The organism is Bacillus sp. LSHTCR4 (genome assembly GCF_057197025.1).
Genome location: NZ_JBXUNO010000002.1, coordinates 263,226 through 284,681, shown reverse-complemented (window position 1 = coordinate 284,681; position 21,456 = coordinate 263,226). Strand labels below are relative to the sequence as shown.

The 21,456-nt window shown below is 37.2% G+C and carries 18 protein-coding genes; 2 read left to right on the top strand and 16 right to left on the bottom strand.

What is annotated here, in order from left to right:
* Positions 1-219: 219 nt before the first annotated feature.
* The 3 genes from phoR to AC2CGR_RS15145 form a co-directional block, all read right to left on the bottom strand.
* A complete protein-coding gene (phoR, locus tag AC2CGR_RS15155; protein WP_087968410.1) occupies positions 220-1,983 on the bottom strand; it encodes a sensory box histidine kinase PhoR in 1,764 nt (587 codons plus the stop codon).
* Positions 1,976-2,695, bottom strand: a complete 720-nt coding sequence (gene phoP / locus AC2CGR_RS15150) for a two-component system response regulator PhoP (protein WP_001065225.1) — start codon at positions 2,693-2,695, stop codon at positions 1,976-1,978. Before phoP ends, phoR begins: the two co-directional genes overlap by 8 nt.
* A 148-nt stretch (positions 2,696-2,843) precedes the next feature.
* Entirely contained in the window at positions 2,844-3,080 is a 237-nt protein-coding gene (locus tag AC2CGR_RS15145; protein WP_270184757.1) for a hypothetical protein, read from the bottom strand.
* A gap of 89 nt (positions 3,081-3,169) precedes the next feature.
* Here AC2CGR_RS15145 and AC2CGR_RS15140 point away from each other — a divergent pair, with 89 nt between their 5' ends.
* The gene (locus AC2CGR_RS15140) at positions 3,170-3,301 is read left to right on the top strand and encodes a hypothetical protein (RefSeq protein WP_087968409.1); all 132 of its coding nucleotides are present in this window, start codon (positions 3,170-3,172) and stop codon (positions 3,299-3,301) included.
* A 57-nt stretch (positions 3,302-3,358) separates the two neighbouring features.
* On the opposite strand, the gene AC2CGR_RS15135 is transcribed toward AC2CGR_RS15140, so the two are convergent.
* The 5 genes from AC2CGR_RS15135 to AC2CGR_RS15115 form a co-directional block, all read right to left on the bottom strand.
* Positions 3,359-3,832, bottom strand: coding sequence for a MaoC family dehydratase (locus tag AC2CGR_RS15135; protein WP_000914180.1), 474 nt, complete (start codon positions 3,830-3,832; stop codon positions 3,359-3,361).
* 216 nt (positions 3,833-4,048) lie between these two features.
* Positions 4,049-4,987 carry a malate dehydrogenase gene (mdh, locus tag AC2CGR_RS15130; RefSeq protein WP_000153232.1) on the bottom strand — a complete coding sequence of 313 codons (939 nt, stop codon included), beginning with the start codon at positions 4,985-4,987 and terminating at the stop codon, positions 4,049-4,051.
* A gap of 19 nt (positions 4,988-5,006) precedes the next feature.
* Positions 5,007-6,299 (bottom strand): NADP-dependent isocitrate dehydrogenase, encoded by a 1,293-nt coding sequence (icd, locus tag AC2CGR_RS15125; RefSeq protein ID WP_000206898.1) that lies wholly within the window; start codon positions 6,297-6,299, stop codon positions 5,007-5,009.
* Between the two features lie 160 nt (positions 6,300-6,459).
* Positions 6,460-7,608 carry a citrate synthase gene (gene citZ, locus AC2CGR_RS15120; RefSeq protein WP_205687610.1) on the bottom strand — a complete coding sequence of 383 codons (1,149 nt, stop codon included), beginning with the start codon at positions 7,606-7,608 and terminating at the stop codon, positions 6,460-6,462.
* A 387-nt stretch (positions 7,609-7,995) separates the two neighbouring features.
* Positions 7,996-8,457, bottom strand: coding sequence for a DUF441 domain-containing protein (locus AC2CGR_RS15115; RefSeq protein WP_000625507.1), 462 nt, complete (start codon positions 8,455-8,457; stop codon positions 7,996-7,998).
* 419 nt (positions 8,458-8,876) lie between these two features.
* On the opposite strand from AC2CGR_RS15115, the gene ytvI reads away from it, so the two are divergent.
* A complete protein-coding gene (gene ytvI / locus AC2CGR_RS15110; RefSeq protein WP_001081398.1) occupies positions 8,877-9,995 on the top strand; it encodes a sporulation integral membrane protein YtvI in 1,119 nt (372 codons plus the stop codon).
* Positions 9,996-10,581: 586 nt separating this feature from the next.
* On the opposite strand, the gene AC2CGR_RS15105 is transcribed toward ytvI, so the two are convergent.
* The 8 genes from AC2CGR_RS15105 to dnaE all read right to left on the bottom strand — a co-directional run bounded on the left by AC2CGR_RS15105 (position 10,582) and on the right by dnaE (position 21,414).
* A complete protein-coding gene (locus tag AC2CGR_RS15105; RefSeq protein WP_000871626.1) occupies positions 10,582-10,971 on the bottom strand; it encodes an FxsA family protein in 390 nt (129 codons plus the stop codon).
* 199 nt (positions 10,972-11,170) lie between these two features.
* Positions 11,171-12,928: a pyruvate kinase gene (gene pyk / locus AC2CGR_RS15100; protein WP_001232664.1), complete on the bottom strand. Its 1,758-nt coding sequence runs from the start codon at positions 12,926-12,928 to the stop codon at positions 11,171-11,173.
* A 53-nt stretch (positions 12,929-12,981) separates the two neighbouring features.
* Positions 12,982-13,941: a 6-phosphofructokinase gene (gene pfkA, locus AC2CGR_RS15095; RefSeq protein ID WP_000821163.1), complete on the bottom strand. Its 960-nt coding sequence runs from the start codon at positions 13,939-13,941 to the stop codon at positions 12,982-12,984.
* Positions 13,942-14,069: 128 nt separating this feature from the next.
* Complete coding sequence (gene accA / locus AC2CGR_RS15090; RefSeq protein WP_000818798.1) at positions 14,070-15,044, bottom strand: acetyl-CoA carboxylase carboxyl transferase subunit alpha; 975 nt, start codon at positions 15,042-15,044, stop codon at positions 14,070-14,072.
* On the bottom strand, positions 15,032-15,901 hold the full coding sequence (gene accD / locus AC2CGR_RS15085; protein WP_000942865.1) for an acetyl-CoA carboxylase, carboxyltransferase subunit beta: 870 nt from the start codon (positions 15,899-15,901) through the stop codon (positions 15,032-15,034). Before accD ends, accA begins: the two co-directional genes overlap by 13 nt.
* A gap of 185 nt (positions 15,902-16,086) precedes the next feature.
* Positions 16,087-16,731: a FadR/GntR family transcriptional regulator gene (locus AC2CGR_RS15080; RefSeq protein WP_087968406.1), complete on the bottom strand. Its 645-nt coding sequence runs from the start codon at positions 16,729-16,731 to the stop codon at positions 16,087-16,089.
* 14 nt (positions 16,732-16,745) lie between these two features.
* On the bottom strand, positions 16,746-17,954 hold the full coding sequence (gene ystJ, locus AC2CGR_RS15075; RefSeq protein ID WP_484481074.1) for an NADP-dependent malic enzyme: 1,209 nt from the start codon (positions 17,952-17,954) through the stop codon (positions 16,746-16,748).
* 133 nt (positions 17,955-18,087) lie between these two features.
* Positions 18,088-21,414 carry a DNA polymerase III subunit alpha gene (dnaE, locus tag AC2CGR_RS15070; protein ID WP_087968405.1) on the bottom strand — a complete coding sequence of 1,109 codons (3,327 nt, stop codon included), beginning with the start codon at positions 21,412-21,414 and terminating at the stop codon, positions 18,088-18,090.
* Between the last annotated feature and the right edge of the window lie 42 nt (positions 21,415-21,456).

Here is a 21,456-nt window from a genome sequence, read left to right as displayed (position 1 = left end):
CTCTATATTAACATGACTAATAGAGAGAAGAAAAATAACGGTTATTTTCTTTCATATATAAAACAGACTGATATTGGCATAAAGGGAAGTGACGAGAACAGCTTAACTATTCTCGTCCAAAATTACTCCTTGGATGAAGGGGTTTTCATGTATTATATTAACAGAGCTTTATTAATATTTAATTAAGCCATTGTTAATATATTGTAAACATCCTTCATCCTATTTTTCAGTTGCTGATTTTGGTAAAACAACTGTAAATGTTGTCCCTTCCCCAACTTCACTATCCACTGTAATTGTACCGTGATGTGCCTCAACTAAATGCTTTACAATCGATAACCCAAGGCCTGTACCACCAGTATTTCTACTTCTCGCTTTATCCACTCGGTAAAAGCGTTCAAAAATACGTGGAATTTCATCTTTACTAATACCAATTCCAGTATCCGATACTTTTATATAAGCATTATATTTATCTTCTGCTAATTCTACAGAAACAACACCTCCAGCCGGTGTATATACGATTGCGTTATTCATTAAATTGATAAAGATTTGCTGCAATCGACTTGGATCTCCAATGACAGAGACACGTTTTAACGCATTTACTTGTAAAGAGATTTCTTTTTCTCCCGCTTTATTATCAAGCACCATATGGATATCTTCAAGAAGTCCCTTCATATCAACGGTCCCCATACTCAATTTAAACCCTTGTTGCTCAATCTTTGATAAATCTAATAAATCTTCAATCAACCCTTGCATACGTTCACTTTCTTTTAAAATAATATGCAAGAAATGTTCGCAGAATTTTTTATTATCCATAGCACCGTCTAAGAGCGTTTCTGAAAAACCTTTAATAGAAGTAATCGGCGTTTTTAGTTCATGGGAAACATTCGCTAAGAAGTCTTTTCTCATTTGTTCTAACTTTTTCAGCTCAGTAATGTCATGGAATACAAGGACAATCCCTTTCCATTCATGGTTCGTCCCGATAATCGGTGCTCCATATACCTCGAAATGCTTTCGCTCAATTCCAAGTGGCAATAACATTTGTTTGCGCACTTTCACTTCTGTCATAAAAATTTCTTCCACGAGCTCTATAATTTCCGGATGATGAAACGACTCATAATATAAACGATCTAAATATTCTTCATCTGTGACGTGGAAAGTTTCCTTATACGAACGGTTTACAAGGTTGATATAACCGCGGCTATCAATTAAAATCATTCCACTTCCCATATTTTCAATTAACGTATGTAGACGATCTTGTTGCATTTCTTGCTCAAGCGTCATCTCTTGTAAATTACGGGCTAAAATATTAATCGCTTTACTTAACATTCCTGTTTCATCCGAATGACTTTCATAAGCGCGCGCTTTATAATTTCCCTTCGCCAATTCAATAGCCACTTTCGTAACGGATTCAATCGGTCTAATATATTGCCCTGTAATTTTCATACCTAAAAATACGACGACGAGACACGCGATAACAAATCCGATAATTAATAATCCCCACGTTTTTTGATGAACAGCTTTCAAAGGCTCAATTGTACTTTTCACCAAAATGTACCCTTGTTTTCCTGCCGCATCTTGCACGAACACCGCATGGTAAAATTCATTATTTTGATCTGTTTCTTTCGTAACGACTTTATTTCTTTGTTTCGTTGTTTCCGAGGAAAGATCTTTGATTGTCCCTTGGCTAAACGCAGACTGTTCGCCTCCGCTATATTGAACTTTCTTTTTTTCATCTACAAATGCAATAGACGCCTGTATTTTTTCTTCTAACTTCTCAAATACATATGGATTTTTTAAAACATCATCAAAACCTTGTTCTTCTGCTAATACCGCAACATACTCTGTCTCTTTTACCATTCTCTCTTTCGCATGATCTATATAGTAGTTTTCAAACACAGTTTCTAGCAATAAACCGAGTCCAACTAAAATAAATACAATAAGAGAAACAAATGTAAAAAGAAGCCTGGAACGAAATTTATTCATCCCCTTTTGGCTCCTCTAATTTATATCCTAAACCACGTATCGTTTTAATGTACGTCGGTTTTTTCGTATTTTGTTCAATTTTATCTCGCAAATGGCTAATATGAACGTCAACAATTCGTGTATCACCAGCGAAATCATAATTCCATACAGCACTTAATAATTGATCACGCGTTAATACGCGACTTTTATTTTTCGCAAGATAAACAAGTAATTCAAATTCTTTTGGTGTTAATTCAAGCTTTCTTCCTTGGAAATAAGCCTCATAAAACTCTGGTAAAATTTTGAGTTCAGCAATCGTGATGCTCTCTTCATCTGACGATTCTGTAACTTGCTCTTCTTGTTGTAATTTCGTGCGGCGTAAAATTGCCTTCACACGCGCAACAACTTCCCTTGGGCTAAATGGCTTCGTCATATAATCATCTGCCCCAAGTTCAAGACCTAACACCTTATCAAATTCATCATCTTTTGCTGTTAACATTAAAATCGGCGTCATAACGCGCTGCAATCGTAATTCTTTACACACTTCCATACCATCCATTTTTGGAAGCATTAAATCTAATATAATTAAATCTGGGCGTTCTGTTGTCGCTTTTTGAAGCGCCATTTCTCCATCCATCGCTGTTATCACTTCAAACCCAGCTTGTTGTAAATTAAATTCGATTAAAGTTAAGATAAATTCCTCATCATCAACTACTAAAATACGATTGTTCATTCTTTTCCTCCAAGTTATAGACTTGAAACCTTCTTCATCCTAGTATTTTCCCCGTTATTCTCATCATACTAGAAAACAAGGTCCCTCTCAATATAATTGTCTATTCATGGATTCAGATTGTGCCATTGTTATTACTCATTCACTTCCATTAACGTGTTGTTACCCATACTTTATACACATCTATATTTTCATTCCATTCTACTTCCGTATGAATATTGAATTCTCGATTTTGCGCTAGAAAAAAAGAAAGAGCATACGCTATTTTATAGTCTAGTGTTTCATATCCATCAAATAGTCTTCCATACATTTCATTCGCAACCCCGTCCGCCCATACTTCAGCTTCTCTTATCGTTTCAAAGATAACGTCTTCTCTCTTCCACTTCATCTTAAAAAACCACCCCTTTAATTGACTTTAATTACCAACCGATATATTATTAATTTTAATATATAAATAAACATGGAAAAGGAGCTATTATGCGAATATTACTACCTATTTTAACTTTGTTAGTAACATGTTTCCTTACTTTTAACGTACCAAGCTGGGATACAATTAAAACAGGGTGTTCAGATTTTGCTGAAGGGTTCGCACAAGGATTCTTTAACTAAAAATAGCGCTAGCACCCCTTATTAAAGGTATGCTAGCGCTATTCATATTTTCATGTTTTAAAAATTATCTAACGCTTTCTCCATAATAGAAACTGATTTGAAAGGAGGCGTTACTGTTAAGGAGCCTTTTACAACCGTTTCTCCTTTTTCATCATGAGCAGATACAAGCATATCAATTGTATGTTCCTCCTCAGAAACAGCCACAACTTCAAAGTGGATTTGTAACGTTTCATAATGGTGAACATGCTTCACGAACGTAAGGTCCTTTCTCGTAATATGACTACCTGGACCTGGTAAATATTTCGTAACTGCCGTTGTAATCATTCCAGTTAGCATAATGCTTGGTACAATCGGCTTTTCATACGGAGTTTGGGATGCGTAATCATGCTGAATATATAATGGATTGGCATCATTCGTTAACCCTAAGTACAATAACAAATCTTTATCCTCAATTTTTTCAGTGATAGATAATTTCTCTCCTACTGTAATTTCATCCATTTTACGACCAATTTGAACTTTTTTCTTTAACATGTTACAACCCCCTCCGATTTTTTCACCTTATTATCCTGCTAAAAGCGATACTTGATCCGACATTTACTATGATGAGGGCAATGTATAGTATAAATCTATAGTTTCATTATAGGATACACCAAATGATAGCGTTTTCATATTATTTCAAAAAAACATTTGTATAAATAGTAGAAAAAGATTCGGGGCCCCGAATCTTTTTCTACTTCTATTTCATTATTAAACAAGAACCTTCATAACATTACGTACAGATTCTACAGAGCGATCTAACGCTTCTTTTTCATCTGCAAGAAGTTCTAATTCAATAATTTTTTCAATTCCGTTACCACCTAGAATTACTGGTACCCCTAAGTAAAGGTCACTATAACCGTATTCACCTTCAAGGTACGCAATAGCCGGTAATACACGGCGTTGATCTTTTAAGATTGCTTCTGTCATTTCAACTAAAGAAGCAGCTGGCGCGTAATATGCACTACCGTTTCCTAATAAGCCTACAATCTCACCGCCACCTTTACGGGTACGTTCTACGATTGCTTCTAAACGCTCTTTCGGTATTAACGTTTCTAACGGAATGCCACCTGCATAAGAATAACGTACAAGAGGTACCATATCGTCACCGTGTCCACCAAGAACAAATCCTGTAATGTCTTTCACAGAAAGATTTAATTCTTGTGCGATGAATGTACGGAAACGAGCTGTATCTAATACGCCCGATTGACCGATAACACGCTCTTTCGGGAATCCTGCTTCTTTAAATACAGAATATGTCATTGCATCAACTGGATTTGTTAATACAACAATAATCGCATTTGGTGAATGTTTTGCAATGTCGCGCGTAATACTTTTCATAATTTTAGAGTTTGTTGCTACTAAGTCATCACGGCTCATACCAGGCTTACGCGCAATACCTGCTGTAATCACAACAACGTCAGAATCAGCAGTATCTGCGTAATCAGATGTTCCAATAATGTTAGCATCAAAACCTTGTACTGGGCTCGCTTCTAACATATCTAACGCTTTCCCTTTTGTTGGATTTTCCAGTTGTGGAATGTCCACTAGTACAACATCTGCAAGTTCTTTTTGTGCTAATAAGAATGCTGTTGTTGCTCCTGTAAATCCCGCACCGATGACTGAAACTTTCTTGCGTTTGATTGTCATAATTTACCCCCCGCTTTAATTATGCGTTTTTGATTATCGCTACATCCATGTTTTTAATAAGTTCATTAGCGAACTCAGAACATTTCACTTCTGTTGCACCTTCCATTAAGCGTGCGAAATCATAAGTTACTACTTTTGAAGCAATTGTTTTCTCAACTGAAGCAGTTACTAATTTCGCAGCTTCGTTCCATCCTAAGTGTTCTAATAATAATACACCAGAAAGAAGAACTGAAGATGGATTTACTTTATCTAAACCTGCATATTTCGGAGCTGTACCGTGCGTAGCTTCAAAGATAGCATGTCCAGTCACATAGTTAATATTTGCACCAGGTGCAATACCAATTCCACCTACTTGTGCAGCAAGTGCATCAGAGATGTAGTCACCGTTTAAGTTCATTGTTGCAACAACATCGAACTCACGTGGACGAGTTAAAATTTGTTGTAAGAAGATGTCTGCAATAGAATCTTTTACGATGATTTTTCCAGCCACTTCAGCGTCTGCCATCGCTTTATTCGCTGCATCTTTGCCATCTTTCTCAACGATACGATCATATTCAGCCCAAGTAAATACTTTGTCGCCGAATTCTTGTTCCGCTACTTCGTAACCCCAGTTTTTGAAAGCACCTTCTGTAAATTTCATAATGTTTCCTTTATGAACTAATGTAACAGAAGAGCGTTTTTCGTTAATTGCATATTGAATTGCAGCACGAACAAGACGCTTTGTCCCTTCTTCTGAGATTGGTTTAATACCAATACCAGATGTTTCTGGGAAGCGGATTTTATTAACACCCATTGCTTCTTTTAAGAAAGCAAGAACTTTTTCTGCTTCTGGAGATCCTTGCGCATATTCAATTCCAGCATAAATGTCTTCTGTATTTTCACGGAAAATAACCATATCAGTATCTTCCGGACGTTTTACAGGTGAAGGAACACCTTCAAAATAACGAACTGGACGTAGACATACATATAAATCTAATTCTTGACGAAGTGCTACGTTTAGAGAACGAATACCACCGCCAACTGGAGTTGTAAGTGGACCTTTAATCGCGATTAAATATTCACGAATTAAATTTAAAGTTTCTTCTGGTAACCACTCGCCTGTTTGGTTGAATGCTTTTTCCCCTGCAAGCACTTCTTTCCAAACGATTTTCTTCTCACCATCATAAGCTTTTTCAACTGCTGCTTCTAGTACACGAGATGCAGCTGCCCAAATATCAGGACCAATTCCATCTCCTTCGATAAATGGAATAATCGGATTGTTTGGTACATTCATAACACCATTAGTTACAGTAATTTTTTCACCTGTCGTCAATGTGATAACCCCCATGTTTGAAATTTCATATGTATGAAACTGAGGGAATAACCCCTCAGTTCAAACCGTTAGTCAAATTAAAATATTCTAATCATTACATCTTTCCGAAAAAATCAGACTTTTGAAAGCGTATTTTCACTATCAAAATAGTGTTATTCGCTTATCGTTGTGCAATTGGAACATACACTTGATGCGTTGGTCCATTATAATCAGCACGCGGACGGATTAAACGGTTATTTTCATATTGTTCTAGAATATGAGCTAACCAGCCTGACATACGGCTAATTGCAAAAATAGGTGTAAATAAGTCATGGTCAATTCCTAAACAATGGTATACAGAAGCTGAATAGAAATCAACATTTGGTGGAAGACCTTTTTCTTTTGTTACAATGTCTTCAATTTTGATAGACATATTATACCATTTCTCTTCTCCTAAAAGCACGCATAATCTCTTAGACATTTCGCGTAAATGTTTTGCACGCGGATCACCCTGCTCATATACACGGTGGCCAAAGCCCATGATTTTCACTTTATTTTGAAGAGCATTATGAATATATGATTCTACATTTTCTTCTTCGCCAATTTCAGTTAACATCTTCATTACATTTTCATTTGCCCCGCCGTGAAGAGGACCTTTTAACGCACCGATTGCTGCTGTAATACCAGAATATACATCTGAAAGTGTAGCTACACAAACGCGTGCAGTAAATGTAGAAGCGTTTAACTCATGATCTGCGTGAAGTACAAGCGCCTTATCAAAAGCTTCAATTTCAACTTCATTTGGCTCGCGATCATTTAACATGTACAAGAAGTTTGCAGCTAATGATAAATCATTTCTAGGCTCAACAACATCTAAGCCTTTACGAATTCTTGCATAAGCAGCAACTAAAGTTCCCACTTGAGCCTGTAATTTAACCGCTTTCAAATAATTGGACTTGTCATCCATAATTTCAGCGCTCTCATCGTATAATGATAGCATGGAAATTGCAGTTCGTAAAACAGACATCGGATGTGCAATTTTTAAATCTACTTGTTTCAAATATGCTAAAATCTCACCTGGAACTTTATAGTATTCCGATACAATCTCATTAAATTCCGCAAGTTCTTGCTCATTAGGAAGCTTGCGATGCCATAATAAGTACACTACTTCTTCAAATGTAGCATTCTCAGCTAAATCATCAATATTATACCCAACATAAGTTAATGTATCATCAATAATAGAGCTCACAGATGATGTTGTTGCTACTACCCCTTCTAAACCTCGAATAACAGTCATGACATTCTCTCCTTTTCCTGAAAATTCTCCCAACCTTGCTCCTTATATCTATTTGCTCCCCTTTTGAATTATGAACGCCCGTTCACTCTTTAGGCAAGCAAAATGCACGATCATGCAAATTTGTTGCGATGTTCCCCTCTTATTGTCCACTGTCTACATGGAAAGCATGAGCGTGAATGTCTCCCCGAATCCTCACGCTCAAAACAACAAGTTAGTGAGGAAAATTAATTCCGAAGAGTTTTATGATAAAAACAACATAAAACAATATCATTATAAAATTGTTTTATGTTGTTTTTATTTTATCTGGTGTAAAGTCTCTGCTGTTATGTAACTTTTCAAAGTTTCTAATCCTATTATAAACAATTATCTGACTTTTGTGAACAGAAAGAATTCAAAATTTTTATATTACTATAAAATTCCTTATTTAAACATCTGTATAATACTCATAACTGCATAGGCAATTCCAGCCCCAATTAATGGACCTACAGCGACCCCATTAAATAAAGCAACTGCTATAATTGTCCCGAAAACGAGCGCAGTTGTAATATGAGGATCTGTCGTTAATAATTGTACGCCGCCTTTCGCTAACAAAGCAACTGCTACCCCTGAAGCTAAAGCAATCCATGCATAATACGATTTCGCTGCTTCCCCAAGTTGTTTAAACCCTATTTCCCCCGTCGCAATCGGCACGAGTACTGCTATTGTAATAACCGTAACACCGAGGTTAATCCCTTTCGTTTGTAGATAAGGAAAGACTTTATCTCCTAGAAACGTAAATTTCAATAGAAATAACACACCAATAGCTACAGTAAGCGATTGGTTTTTCGCAATAAGTCCTATAATAAGTAGTATGAATAAAAATAACGTTGACTGACTAATCATGTTTGCACTTCCTTTCTGAAAATAATGAACTCATTTCCAAACAAAAATACCTTTAAACCTATCGTTATACATGCTATATCGATGCCTATTCAACATGAATCACTTCATTTTTTTATGTATTTTAAAATGAAAAACTGAGACTTTCACCATCCAAATGTAAGCATGTATACATTTTAAAAAACGGACGTCTCTCCTTTCTTTTCTAATTAGAAACAGGTAAAATAAAAAGAAGAGAAAATGAAGTTTTTACCATATAGTAGAAGCATCAACACCAAGCTTTCACAGTCACTCACGTACTGAAAAAGCAGGAAAATCCATCATTCCACTATAACATAAAGTGAAACTTTAATCAGTGGGGCACACTCGTTGTAAGTTGAACGAATTAGGATAATCCAAATTGGAATGGGAGGTATACATCTTTGAATCGAAACTTACTATATATGATATTGCGACTCGTATTTGTCATTGTAGCGACGGTAGCCGGGTTCTATGCATTACTATATATGTCAGGACTTATATACCCTTTTATTATCGCTTTCGCATTTGCTTATTTGATTAATCCTGTTGTCAATTTCCTTAATCAAAAACTACAATTTCCTCGCGCACTCGCAGTACTCGTTAGCTTAATTCTCGTATTCGGAGCTATCGTCGGACTCGTTACATATCTTGTAACAGAAGCAATATCTGCCACAACATACTTACTACAACTTGTTACAGTAAAATTTCCGGATATCGTTACATTCGCTCAGCAGTTTGCACTTAATCATATTATGCCTCTCTATGATGATTTAATCTCTAAATTTAATCATCTTGGGGAACCACAGCGCTATACTATTACACAAAACATCCAAAACTTAGGAACCGAAGCAACGACACAAATGAAAGAACTTTTAACCGCCATTATAAGCGGGTTAACAAATTTCATTAGTGCACTACCAACCACTTTAACTGTACTTGTATTCGTTTTATTAGCCACTTTCTTCATTAGTTACGATTGGCATCGTCTTGCTCAGAAAGTAAGAAAGTTTTTACCCAACCGTGTTCATGGCTATGGAAAAACTATTTTTGTGGATTTAAGAAAAGCTTTATTCGGTTTTGTTAAAGCGCAACTTACACTCGTATCTATGACAACTGTTATTGTACTAATCGGACTTTTAATATTACGCGTACCATACGCCATTACTATCGCGATTATTACAGGGGTTGTAGATTTACTCCCGTATTTAGGAACAGGGGCTGTCTTCGTTCCTTGGGTTATATACGTATTTTTCACTGGCGACACTGCTTTCGCCATCGGTCTTCTCATTTTATACATCGTCGTGATTGTCCAAAGACAAATTATGGAGCCGAAGGTACTTTCATCTAATATCGGCCTCGATCCATTAGCAACACTGATTGCTCTATTTGTCGGCTTTAAGCTCTTTGGCTTCTTAGGATTAATCATCGGTCCAGTCACCTTAGTACTACTTAATACATTGCACAAAGCTCGTGTATTCCATGACTTGTGGAAATATATTAAAGGCTCACCTTCAAAATAATAGTTTCTAATTCATACACAACAAAAAACTTACATGTAATCAGTGGGAATTTCCCACTGATTATTCCTTGTACTTATTTTTCATACTCATTACTTAAAACAAGAGAATTGCACTCAAAAAAGATAATTCTCTTGTTTTTTGCATAAAAAACGCATATTTCGTGGTGTTTTTACATATTTATTCTATTATTTTTATAATTATTACTTCCATTTATTGATTTTTATGTAAATGAATAAATATACAAAATAGCACAGAATTAGACTTAAACTGACCATTTCCCTGCTCTTATTTAACTTTTTTCATTCCAATTCATTCTTTTTATATACAAAAGCAATCTTAAGTTCAGATTCCCTCTTTAAACACACTGATTAAGAGCTAGCAACTCCCCAAATCACATATCCAATCGAAAAAATACACAACAAATACAATAAAGTGAAACTTTAATCTACAAGGACCCTATCCCCATCGATTATTAACCGTCACATTCGCCGCATGTTAAAACACATCTTTCGTTAACTGAACTTTAACCACCCTCTCATCCTATTACAGATAAAAAAATAGTGCTTAGATCGCTATAATCTAAGCACTATTTCTGCACAATAATAGTTGAGTTCTTTCTAAACTTCCATTCCATCCACTTCATAATAAACGGCTTCAATAAAGCCCTCGTCATCGGGATAACAAAGATTAAACCTATTATATCCGTTACATATCCAGGAAGTACTAAAAGAATACCTCCTACAAAGATAAAAATACCATCCAGCACCGCTGCTCCTGGCATTTCTCCTCTATTCAACTTAGATTGAATCTCTCCAAGTACTTTAAACCCTTGTCTTTTCGCCAAATATACACCTACAACACCTGTAAATACGATCATTGCGAACGTAGACCACAAACCTATTACATGACTCGACCCAATTAAGACTGTAATTTCAATAGCCGGTATTAAAATAAATAAGAATAGTAACCACTTCATAGCTCTACACCCCTCTCATATACCATCGCTTTTAACGCCCTCAAAACACTCATATACATCATACGGAATCCGAATGCACTTTCCTATCAAACCTCATAATAAACAGCTTTTAAGAGTAATTTCAGACGCCTCAAGCTAGTTCTATCTCATTTTTTGTGTAAAAAAAAGAGAAGGACTCCGATCCTTCTCTCCGTATTACTTATAGCACTTCCGCATGTCCATTATAAACAATTCCGCGTGCTGCATCAACTGTTACTTCTTGGCCATTTTTTAAAGTTGCTGTTACGCCGTTTACGCCAACGATAACAGGAATACCGATTGATACACCTACAACAGCCGCATGGCTTGTTAGACCGCCTTCTTCTACAACTAGAGCAGCAGCTTTTTCGATTGCAGGAATCATATCTTTATCAGTGCTTGTTGTAACAAGAATATCACCTTCGTTTACGTTCGCTACAGCTTCAGCAGCTGTTTTCGCTACAACCACTTTACCTTTTGCAGCTTTACGACCGATTCCTTGTCCTTTAGCAACTTCTTCACCAACAACGTGGATTTTCATTAAGTTTGTTGTACCAGTTTCAGCAACCGGAACACCAGCAGTGATTACTACAGTGTCTCCAAGTCCGATTAGACCTGCATCCATACCTGTTTGAATCGCTGTATCTAACATTTCGTCAGTAGAAGCTGCGCGCTTCTCAGCCATAAATGCTTGTACACCCCAAACAAGTGCAAGACGACGTCCTACTTGCTCGTCAGATGTTACAGCTACGATTGGAGATTTTGGACGGTATTTAGAGATCATTTTCGCAGTATATCCACTTTCTGTTGGAGCTACGATTGCAGCTACATCAAGAGCAAGTGCTGTATGCGCAACAGATTGGCTAATTGCATCTGTAATTGTTGGAGTGAACTCTTTAATACGTTTTTTGAACATATCTTCATATTGTAATGATTTTTCAACACGTACTGCGATGTTAGCCATCATTGTTACTGCTTCTACTGGGTATTGTCCAGCAGCTGTTTCACCTGAAAGCATGATTGCATCTGTACCATCGAAGATTGCGTTAGCTACGTCACTTGCTTCCGCACGAGTTGGACGTGGGTTACGTTGCATAGAATCTAACATTTGTGTTGCAGTAATAACTGGTTTACCTAACACGTTACATTTTTTGATTAGACGTTTTTGTACTAATGGTACTTCTTCTGGTGGAATTTCTACACCCATGTCACCACGAGCTACCATTAAACCGTCAGAAACTTCTAAGATTGAATCGATGTTGTCGATACCCTCTTGGTTTTCGATTTTTGGTACGATTTGGATGTACTGAGCGTTATGCTCTTCTAATAATTCACGGATTTCTAATACGTCAGCTGCTTTACGTACGAATGAAGCTGCGATGAAATCAACTTTTTGCTCGATACCGAAGATGATATCTTTTACGTCTTTTTCAGTGATACCAGGAAGCTTAATGCTTACGTTTGGTACGTTAACACCTTTTTTATTTTTTACAGTTCCGCTGTTAAGAACTTTTGTACGGATGTTTCCATCAGCTTTCTCGATTACTTCTAGCTCGATAAGACCGTCATCGATTAGAATGCGAGAACCTGGGTCTACATCGTCATAAAGACCAGCATAAGATACAGAGAACTTCTCTGCAGTACCTAATACTTGCTCAGTAGAAAGAACTACTTCTGCACCTGTTACAAGCTCAGCTTGTCCGTCTACGAAGTCGTGAGTACGGATTTCTGGACCTTTTGTATCAAGTAAGATACCAACTGTTTTACCAGTTTTCTTTGAAGCTTCACGAATGTTTTTAATACGAGCGCCGTGCTCTTCATGGCTACCATGAGAGAAGTTTAAACGAGCAACGTTCATACCTGCTTCGATTAATTGCTCTAATTTTTCAATACTTTCACTAGCAGGACCTATAGTACATACAATTTTAGTTTTACGCATATTGCACCTCCGAAAATTATGAAACCGTTCCCAAATATCCGACATTAAGCCGATTAGATGGATAATTCTTTAGATAATTGATACATATCTTTATCGATTGTATGCTTTTGAGCTAACGCTTCGATAATGTCATGATCAACAAGTTTGTTATCTTGAATACCTACACAACGTCCGCCTTTACCAGCAATTAACAATTCAACTGCTCTTGCGCCAAGACGACTTGCTAATACACGGTCTTGTGCACTTGGTGATCCACCACGTTGTACGTGACCTAATACAGTTACGCGAGTATCAAAGTTTGTTGCTTCTTCAATGTGCTTACCGATGTCAATTGCACTTCCAACACCTTCAGCTACAACGATAATACTGTGTTTCTTACCACGTTCACTACCACGCTTCAGACGAGCGATAACATCTTCCATGTCATACTCTTCTTCTGGGATTAAGATTGTTTCCGCACCATCAGCTAAACCAGCCCATAATGCGATATCACCAGCGTGACGTCCCATTACTTCGATAACATATGTACGTTCATGAGATGTAGCTGTGTCACGAATTTTATCAATTGCATCAATAACAGTGTTTAAAGCTGTATCGAAACCAATTGTGAAGTCTGTTCCAGGGATATCATTGTCAATTGTACCTGGTACACCAACACATGGGAATCCTTGTTCAGTTAATTTTTTAGCGCCTTGGTAAGAACCATCTCCACCAATAACAACAAGTCCTTCGATACCGTGTTTCTTTAATTGCTCGATACCTTTTAGTCGTACTTCTGGGTCTTTAAACTCAGGACATCTTGCTGTATATAATTTCGTACCACCGCGGTGGATAATATCGCCAACAGAACCTAGTTCTAATTTTTCAATGTGACCAGAAATTAATCCAGCGTATCCATGGTAAATACCATATACTTCAATATCATGGAAAATCGCTTTACGAACAACTGCACGAATGGCAGCATTCATACCAGGTGAATCTCCACCACTTGTTAATACACCAATACGTTTCATTTGTACTCACCTCATAAAGATTATTTGCCTTATAATAAAATAACACGAAAAAATATAAAAATACAATGGAGAAGATGTGTCTTTTCATAATAAAAACGTGCATTCGCGAAGTGGAACGCACGCTTTTCTTATTTTATCCAAATGGAAGCGTTTGAAAACGAAACTTGCCCAATTTTCATATATTTTTCATAACGTTTTTCGATTAATTCATCTTTCGAAATTCCGTTTAATTGTTCAAAAGTTTTTCTAAGCATTAAATCTATATTTTCTGACTGTTTCAAAATATTACGGTGTGCTCCACCTTTTGTCTCTGGAATAATTTCGTCAATTACACCTAATTCTTTCAAATCTGCTGCTGTAATTCTCATCGCCTCTGCAGCTTCCTTTGCTTTTCCTGCATCTTTCCAAAGAATTGCCGCTGCACCCTCTGGTGTAATAACAGAATAAGTGGAATTTTCTAGCATATGAATGTAATCCCCTACTCCAAGACCTAGTGCACCACCACTACCACCTTCGCCGATAACGATACAAATAACAGGTACCGTTAAGCCTGCCATTTCAAATAAATTGCGGGCGATAGCTTCACTTTGACCACGTTCTTCAGCAGCTTTACCAGGATAAGCTCCTTTCGTATCAATAAAACAAATAATTGGACGATTGAACTTTTCCGCCTGCTTCATTAAACGTAATGCTTTTCGATATCCTTCTGGGTGAGGCATCCCAAAATTACGGCGAATATTTTCTTTCGTATCTTTTCCGCGTTGATGCCCAATTACAGTTACAGGCATCCCTTTATACTTCGCAATGCCGCCGACAATCGCTGCATCATCGCCAAATAGACGATCTCCATGACATTCAAAAAAATCAGTAAATAAGTGCTCAATATAATCGAGCGTTGTCGGTCGTTCTGCATGACGAGCAATTTGAACACGGTCCCATACTTTCATATTGCCGTATATATCTTCCTCTAAATTTTCTAGCTTGTCTTCCAAAATACGAATCTCCTCACTGAAGTCCATCTGGCTGTTTTTCGTATAGTCTTTCAGTTCACGAATCTTATTTCTTAGCTCAACAACTGGTTTCTCAAATTCTAGCTCTGCCATACAGCCATTTCTCCTCCTTGATGAACTTCTAAAATCTTGCGAAGCGATTCTCTCATATCATCACGATGTACCACCGCATCCAATTGACCATGTTCTAGTAAGAATTCTGCCGTTTGGAAATCTTCCGGTAGTTTCTCACGCACGGTTTGTTCAATTACACGTCTACCAGCAAATCCGATCAGTGCCCCTGGTTCTGCAAGATTATAATCACCAAGTGAAGCGAAACTCGCTGAAACCCCGCCCGTCGTTGGATGAGTCATAACAGAAATAAATAATCCTCCTGCATTACTATGCTTTTTCAAAGCTACGCTTGTTTTTGCCATTTGCATTAAACTTAATATCCCTTCTTGCATACGGGCACCACCCGAAGCAGTAAAGATAATAAATGGAACTTGTAAGTCGTACGCCTTTTCAACCGCACGGGCAATTTTTTCTCCTACAACAGAGCCCATGCTCCCCATTCGAAAACGAGAATCCATTACTGCAACAACAACAAGCATGTCATCAATTGTTCCTTCACCAGTTACAACCGCTTCGTTCAATTCAGTCTTCTTACGATCGCTCTCTAGTTTCTCTTCATATCCTGGAAACTCGAGTGGATTTAATGAAACCATTTCTTTGTCATACTCACGGAATGACCCTTCGTCCAATATACTATCAAGACGTTCCCATGCATTCATAGGATGATGATATCCACAATTCACACATACTTTTAAATTTTTTAGAAGCTCTTTCGTATACATGATTTTTTTACATTTCGGACATTTTGTCATAACGCCATCTGGTACATCTTTTCGTACTTGTTCTGAAGGTATTGCAGCGTACTTTTTCTTTTTCACGAATAAATCTCTTAGCACAATTTGACCCCCTTCGTTGAGAGCTAAGGTTAGCGCAAGAAGAAAATTGGGCTAACACCAAAGTTTGATGTTAGCCTTATCTTCTCAATCTGTCTAATAACCTCACTCTTTACGTTTAACTTTAACCGCTACGCGATAGAATGTTTGTCATAACGTGTCATGGTCATTTCGACAAATTTTATACATTACGAGTGAAACTGTATATTCTCTACTAATTCATCGTAAATTTTTAGTGCATCATTTTCTTGTTTTTCTTCCAAAGTAGCGTAAAGCTTTCTATACATATCGATAGAATCTCCTGAAACTTTACAAGAAAGCGTTGATACGTAATCATTTACGATCATCCAAATGCGATATAGTAAATAATTATCGACTTGTTCAATAAGTGTTTTAAAGAACGTTTGATGAAGCAATGGAATTGAGTTTTCATTTCCTTCAAGCACTTGATGTAATTTACTTAGTACTTTAGAAAACGTTTCTTTCGGTAAATTACATACAATTCGAATCATATCTTTCTCAAGCAATCGTTTTGTTTGTAATAAATCACGAATTGTTTTCTCATCTTGCAACAAGAACGGAGCAATCAATTGTACAAGACCGTTATCGTAAAAGTTCCGAATAAATGTCCCTTCACCACGTCTCGTTTCAATTAATCCTACAAGTTCTAAAGCACGCAACGCTTCTCTTACAGAGGAACGCCCTACATTTAAACGTGAACTTAACTCACGCTCAGACGGCAGGCGATCCCCCGCTACCAATCCATCCTCTTCCATAATGGAACGGATTTTTTTTACAATTTCGAGATATACTTTTGTATTTGATGATGTCAATGGAAATTCCTCGCTTATTCTTTACCAATCAGCGCTAATTGTTTTGTTTTCTCAGCAACTTCATTTGGATCTACTTGACGGCGAGCCACTCCTGTCTCCATTGCAGCTTTCGCAACGTAAGCTGCTACTTGAGGCGCTACACGCGCGTCAAACGGTGCTGGAATGATATAGTCTGCATTTAACTCATCTTCTGCTACAAGCTCAGCAATAGCCTGTACAGCTGCCATCTTCATTTCTTCATTAATTTGTGTCGCATGTACGTCAAGTGCACCGCGGAAAATACCAGGGAACGCTAGTACATTATTTACTTGGTTTGCGAAGTCAGAACGACCCGTTCCAACAACAGCTGCGCCCGCTGCTTTTGCCAATTCTGGCATAATTTCTGGAACTGGATTCGCCATCGCAAAAATAATTGCATCGTCATTCATTGTACGAACCATTTCTTCTGTTAATGCACCTTCTGCAGATACACCAATAAATACGTCCGCACCTTGTACAACATCAGCTAAAGAACCTTCGATACGATTCTTATTTGTATATTTTGCAACTTCATCCTTCACCGGATTCATACCTGCAGGACGACCATCATAGATTGCCCCTTTACGGTCACACATAATAATGTCGCGTACACCATAGCGATATAAAAGTTTAATAATTGCAATACCTGCTGCACCTGCGCCATTTGCGACAACTTTAATGTCAGACATTTTCTTTCCAACTAGTTTTAGCGCGTTCACAAGACCCGCTACTGTTACGATAGCTGTTCCGTGTTGATCATCATGGAAGATAGGAATATTTGTTTCTTTTTTCAAACGTTCTTCAATAATGAAGCAGTTTGGTGCTGCGATATCCTCTAAGTTAACGCCGCCAAAAGTTGGCTCCATTAATTTTACAGTTTCAACAATTTTATCTACATCGTTTGTATTTAAGGCAATTGGGAATGCATCTACACCAGCAAAGCTCTTGAATAATACAGCTTTACCTTCCATTACTGGAAGAGATGCTTCAGGTCCGATGTTACCAAGACCAAGTACAGCCGTTCCATCAGTCACAACTGCTACCATATTTCCCTTCATCGTATATTCATATACCTTACTTTTATCGTCATAAATTTCTTTACAAGGTTCTGCAACCCCTGGAGAATATGCAAGACTTAAATCTTTTGCATTTTCTACTTTTACTTTTGATACAGTTTCTAATTTTCCTTGATGCACTTTATGCATGTGAAGTGCTTCTTCACGAAGTGTTGACAAACTATCCACTCTCCTCAAATTATTCTTGCTGATATCAATTTCTCCAAGTGGTCTGACCACGAACACTACTACTATAATAATCGAAGTGTAGGGAAATTGTCCATTATATTTTCACAACCACATTTTCTTCCCCGACAATTTCACGAAGTGCTCCTAAACATTCTTCACTTGGATGAATCGATAAACTTCGAGATAATTGTACCATTTTATGTTCCTTTTCATAATAAATTAGTACTTTCGCAAAACCCGAATAGTCAAACAATATTTTAGTAACCTGATTTAAAAGCTTTTTCTCATATTGAGACGGCAATTTCACGTAAACAGACGCATCTTTCTTTTCTTCATACACATCCATTTCTTCTAATGGATATAGTCCATTTACAATCCATTGCAACTTATGATTTCTAAGCTCAATCATGCCGTCAACTAAAACAATTGCTCCTTCTTGTAACTTATCTGAGAAATGTATATACGTTTCGGGGAAAAGAACTGCTTCCATTTCATCATTTTGATCACAAAATGTAATAAACGCCATCTTTTGCAACTTTTTCGTACGAATCACTCTCACACTTGTTATATACACGATAGCTCTTTGTACTTTTTTCTTATGTCGCATCGCCTGAGCGAGAGATGGAATTTCTAATTCTTTCGCTAACTTCACATACTGCGCTGTCGGATAGCTTGATAAATAAAAACCTAGTACTTCCTTCTCTTTATTTAACTGTTCAATAAAAGAGAGCTCTTCTCCTTGTACGTATTTTGATTTTGGAACAGCATCTCCTAAATCACGTGCAAGATTGGCATACTCTAACGCTCCTTTAAGACTTTTCCATAAATTCGTTCTCGAAACACCAAAATCGTCAAAACATCCAGACCAGACGAACGCCTCTAAATTTCGCTCTGTTACAAACTTTGATGGCATGCGCAGACAAAATTCAAATAAATCTTCAAACATTTTTTTCTCTCGTTCTTCGATTAATGCTGTCACTGTAGCCATTCCAATGTTTCGAATGGAAAGTAAGCTGTAACGTATCGCATTTCCTTCTATTTGGAAATTGTAACCACTTCTCTGAAGAGATGGTGGCAAAACATGAAAACCTTTCCGCTTTGTTTCTCGTATATACTGCACAATCTTATCTTCATTTCCAATTGCACTTGATAATAGTGCTGTCATAAATTCCAGCGTATAATTCGCTTTTAAGTAGGCAAGCTGATATCCAATCATACTGTAGGCTACAGCATGACTTCGGTTAAAACCGTAATTCGCGAATCTTACAATTAAGTCGTAAATTTTCTCTGCAGATGTCTCGTCATAACCATTTTGTAAACAACCTTGCACAAAATGCTTACGTTCCTGGTCTAAAATATCACGATTTTTTTTACTCACTGCACGGCGTAATAAATCTGCTTCTCCGAGCGAGAAGCCCGCCAACTTCGACGCAATTTGCATAATTTGTTCTTGGTATACAATTACACCGTATGTTCTTTCTAAAATCGGTTTTAAGTCCGGATGTAAATATTCAATTTTTCTTTTTCCATGCTTTGATTCAATAAAGGTTGGAATTTGTTCCATCGGTCCTGGTCTATATAAAGAGTTAACAGCGACAATATCTTCAAATTCATTCGGCTTTAACCCGCGAAGTACATTTCGCATACCACCTGATTCAAGCTGGAATACACCTGTTGTATCCCCTCTACCTAACAATTGGAACGTCTTTTCATCTTGAAGTGGTAAATTTCTTATATCAATTTCTTTCCCTGTTTTTTTCACGATAAACTTTATAATATTTTCAAGTAACGTTAAATTACGTAGTCCTAAAAAGTCCATCTTGAGCAAGCCAAGTTCTTCTAATGCATCAGCTGGGTATTGCGTAACATACACATCGTTATGCCCTTCTTGAATGGCAACACTTCCTGTTAATGGCTCTTGGCTCATAATAACGCCAGCTGCATGAATAGACGTATGACGTGGTAAGCCTTCTACACGTTTCGCAATTTCAAACACACGCTCATGCAGAAGGTTTCCTTGTATAAACTCACGGAGTGATTGCGATTCCTCATATGCATCTTTTAACGTTATACCAAGCTTTGATGGAATAAGTTTTGAGAATATATCAATATCTCGCGGCGGAAGTCCCATTACACGCGCAATATCTCTAATTGCTGCTTTCGCTGCCAGCGTCCCGAACGTTACAATTTGAGCAACACGAAGCTGACCATATTTATCTTTCACATATCGAATCATCTCATCACGTCTTATATCTGGAAAATCGATATCAATATCTGGAAGTGTCACACGTTCAGGGTTTAAAAATCTTTCAAATAATAGATCGTATTCAATTGGATCAATATCTGTAATTTCTAATACGTAAGAAACGAGTGAGCCAGCCGCCGATCCTCGACCTGGTCCTGTTAAAATATGATTTTCATGCGCGTACTTCATAAAATCCCAGACGATGAGGAAATAATCACTAAACCCCATACTAGAAATCACATTTAATTCATGATTCAAACGCTTTATATGTACTTCTTTCGGCGTACCATAACGTTTCTGCAATCCTTCTTCACAAACGCGGCGTAAATACATATCATTCGTCTCGTTAGCTGGAACAGGGAATTTCGGTAATTGATTTACATGAAACGGTATTTCTACTCTGCAACGTTCTGCAATTTCTACTGTGTTATAAATCGCTTCTTCTACGTGAGAAAATAGTGCTTCCATTTCATCTGATGATTTTAAATAATATTGATCTGTTTTCAGCCTCGGCCTATCTGGATCCGTCATTTTCGTTCCACTTTCAACAGATAATAAGCATTCATGAACAAGTGCGTCACTTTGATTGATGTAGCGTACATCGTTTGTTGCAACGACTGGGATATTTATCCTACTCGTAAATTCAGGTAATTTCTCTTGCAGAAGCAATTCATCTTGAATCGCATGGTGCTGTAAACTCATATAAAAATTACCGAACATATTTTGATACATGCGAGCTACTTCTTCAGCCTGACTCTCTTTGTCTTCTAATAATAATTGTTCAATTTCCCCATCTTTACCTGGTGAAATGGCAATTAATCCTTTCGCATAATGGGCAAGCCACTTCTTAGGAATACCTTCTTTTGACTTCGTCATAATGCTACTAGAAATTTTTAATAAATTTTGATAACCTATTTCATTTTCAGCAAGTAAGACAAGCGGATAAGACTTTTCTTCTTCTTCACTAAAAATAGAGGCTGTTAAGCCGATAATAGGCTGTATACCATGTTTCTTACATGCTTTATAAAACGGAATAACGCCATACATAACATTTTCATCCGTAATAGCTAGTGATGAATAACCGAGCTCCTTCGCCCTAACTACAAGCTCATCAATTTTACAAGCACTTTTTAATAAACTAAAAACGGTTTGACATTGTAAATGCACAAACTTCACTGTTGTACCCTCTCTTTACCTATTTGACTACTTTTATTATAG

Excerpts from the sequence above, each read along its gene's own strand:
- AC2CGR_RS15145 (WP_270184757.1), bottom strand. The coding sequence starts at position 3,080 with ATGAAGTGGAAGAGAGAAGACGTTATCTTTGAAACGATAAGAGAAGCT.
- accA (WP_000818798.1), bottom strand. The coding sequence starts at position 15,044 with ATGGCAGAGCTAGAATTTGAGAAACCAGTTGTTGAGCTAAGAAATAAG.
- phoR (WP_087968410.1), bottom strand. The coding sequence starts at position 1,983 with ATGAATAAATTTCGTTCCAGGCTTCTTTTTACATTTGTTTCTCTTATT.
- pyk (WP_001232664.1), bottom strand. The coding sequence starts at position 12,928 with ATGCGTAAAACTAAAATTGTATGTACTATAGGTCCTGCTAGTGAAAGT.
- mdh (WP_000153232.1), bottom strand. The coding sequence starts at position 4,987 with ATGACAATCAAACGCAAGAAAGTTTCAGTCATCGGTGCGGGATTTACA.
- pfkA (WP_000821163.1), bottom strand. The coding sequence starts at position 13,941 with ATGAAACGTATTGGTGTATTAACAAGTGGTGGAGATTCACCTGGTATG.
- phoP (WP_001065225.1), bottom strand. The coding sequence starts at position 2,695 with ATGAACAATCGTATTTTAGTAGTTGATGATGAGGAATTTATCTTAACT.
- AC2CGR_RS15135 (WP_000914180.1), bottom strand. The coding sequence starts at position 3,832 with ATGTTAAAGAAAAAAGTTCAAATTGGTCGTAAAATGGATGAAATTACA.
- AC2CGR_RS15115 (WP_000625507.1), bottom strand. The coding sequence starts at position 8,457 with ATGATTAGTCAGTCAACGTTATTTTTATTCATACTACTTATTATAGGA.
- AC2CGR_RS15105 (WP_000871626.1), bottom strand. The coding sequence starts at position 10,971 with ATGAAGTGGTTACTATTCTTATTTATTTTAATACCGGCTATTGAAATT.
- AC2CGR_RS15140 (WP_087968409.1), top strand. The coding sequence starts at position 3,170 with ATGCGAATATTACTACCTATTTTAACTTTGTTAGTAACATGTTTCCTT.
- ystJ (WP_484481074.1), bottom strand. The coding sequence starts at position 17,954 with ATGCATAAAGTGCATCAAGGAAAATTAGAAACTGTATCAAAAGTAAAA.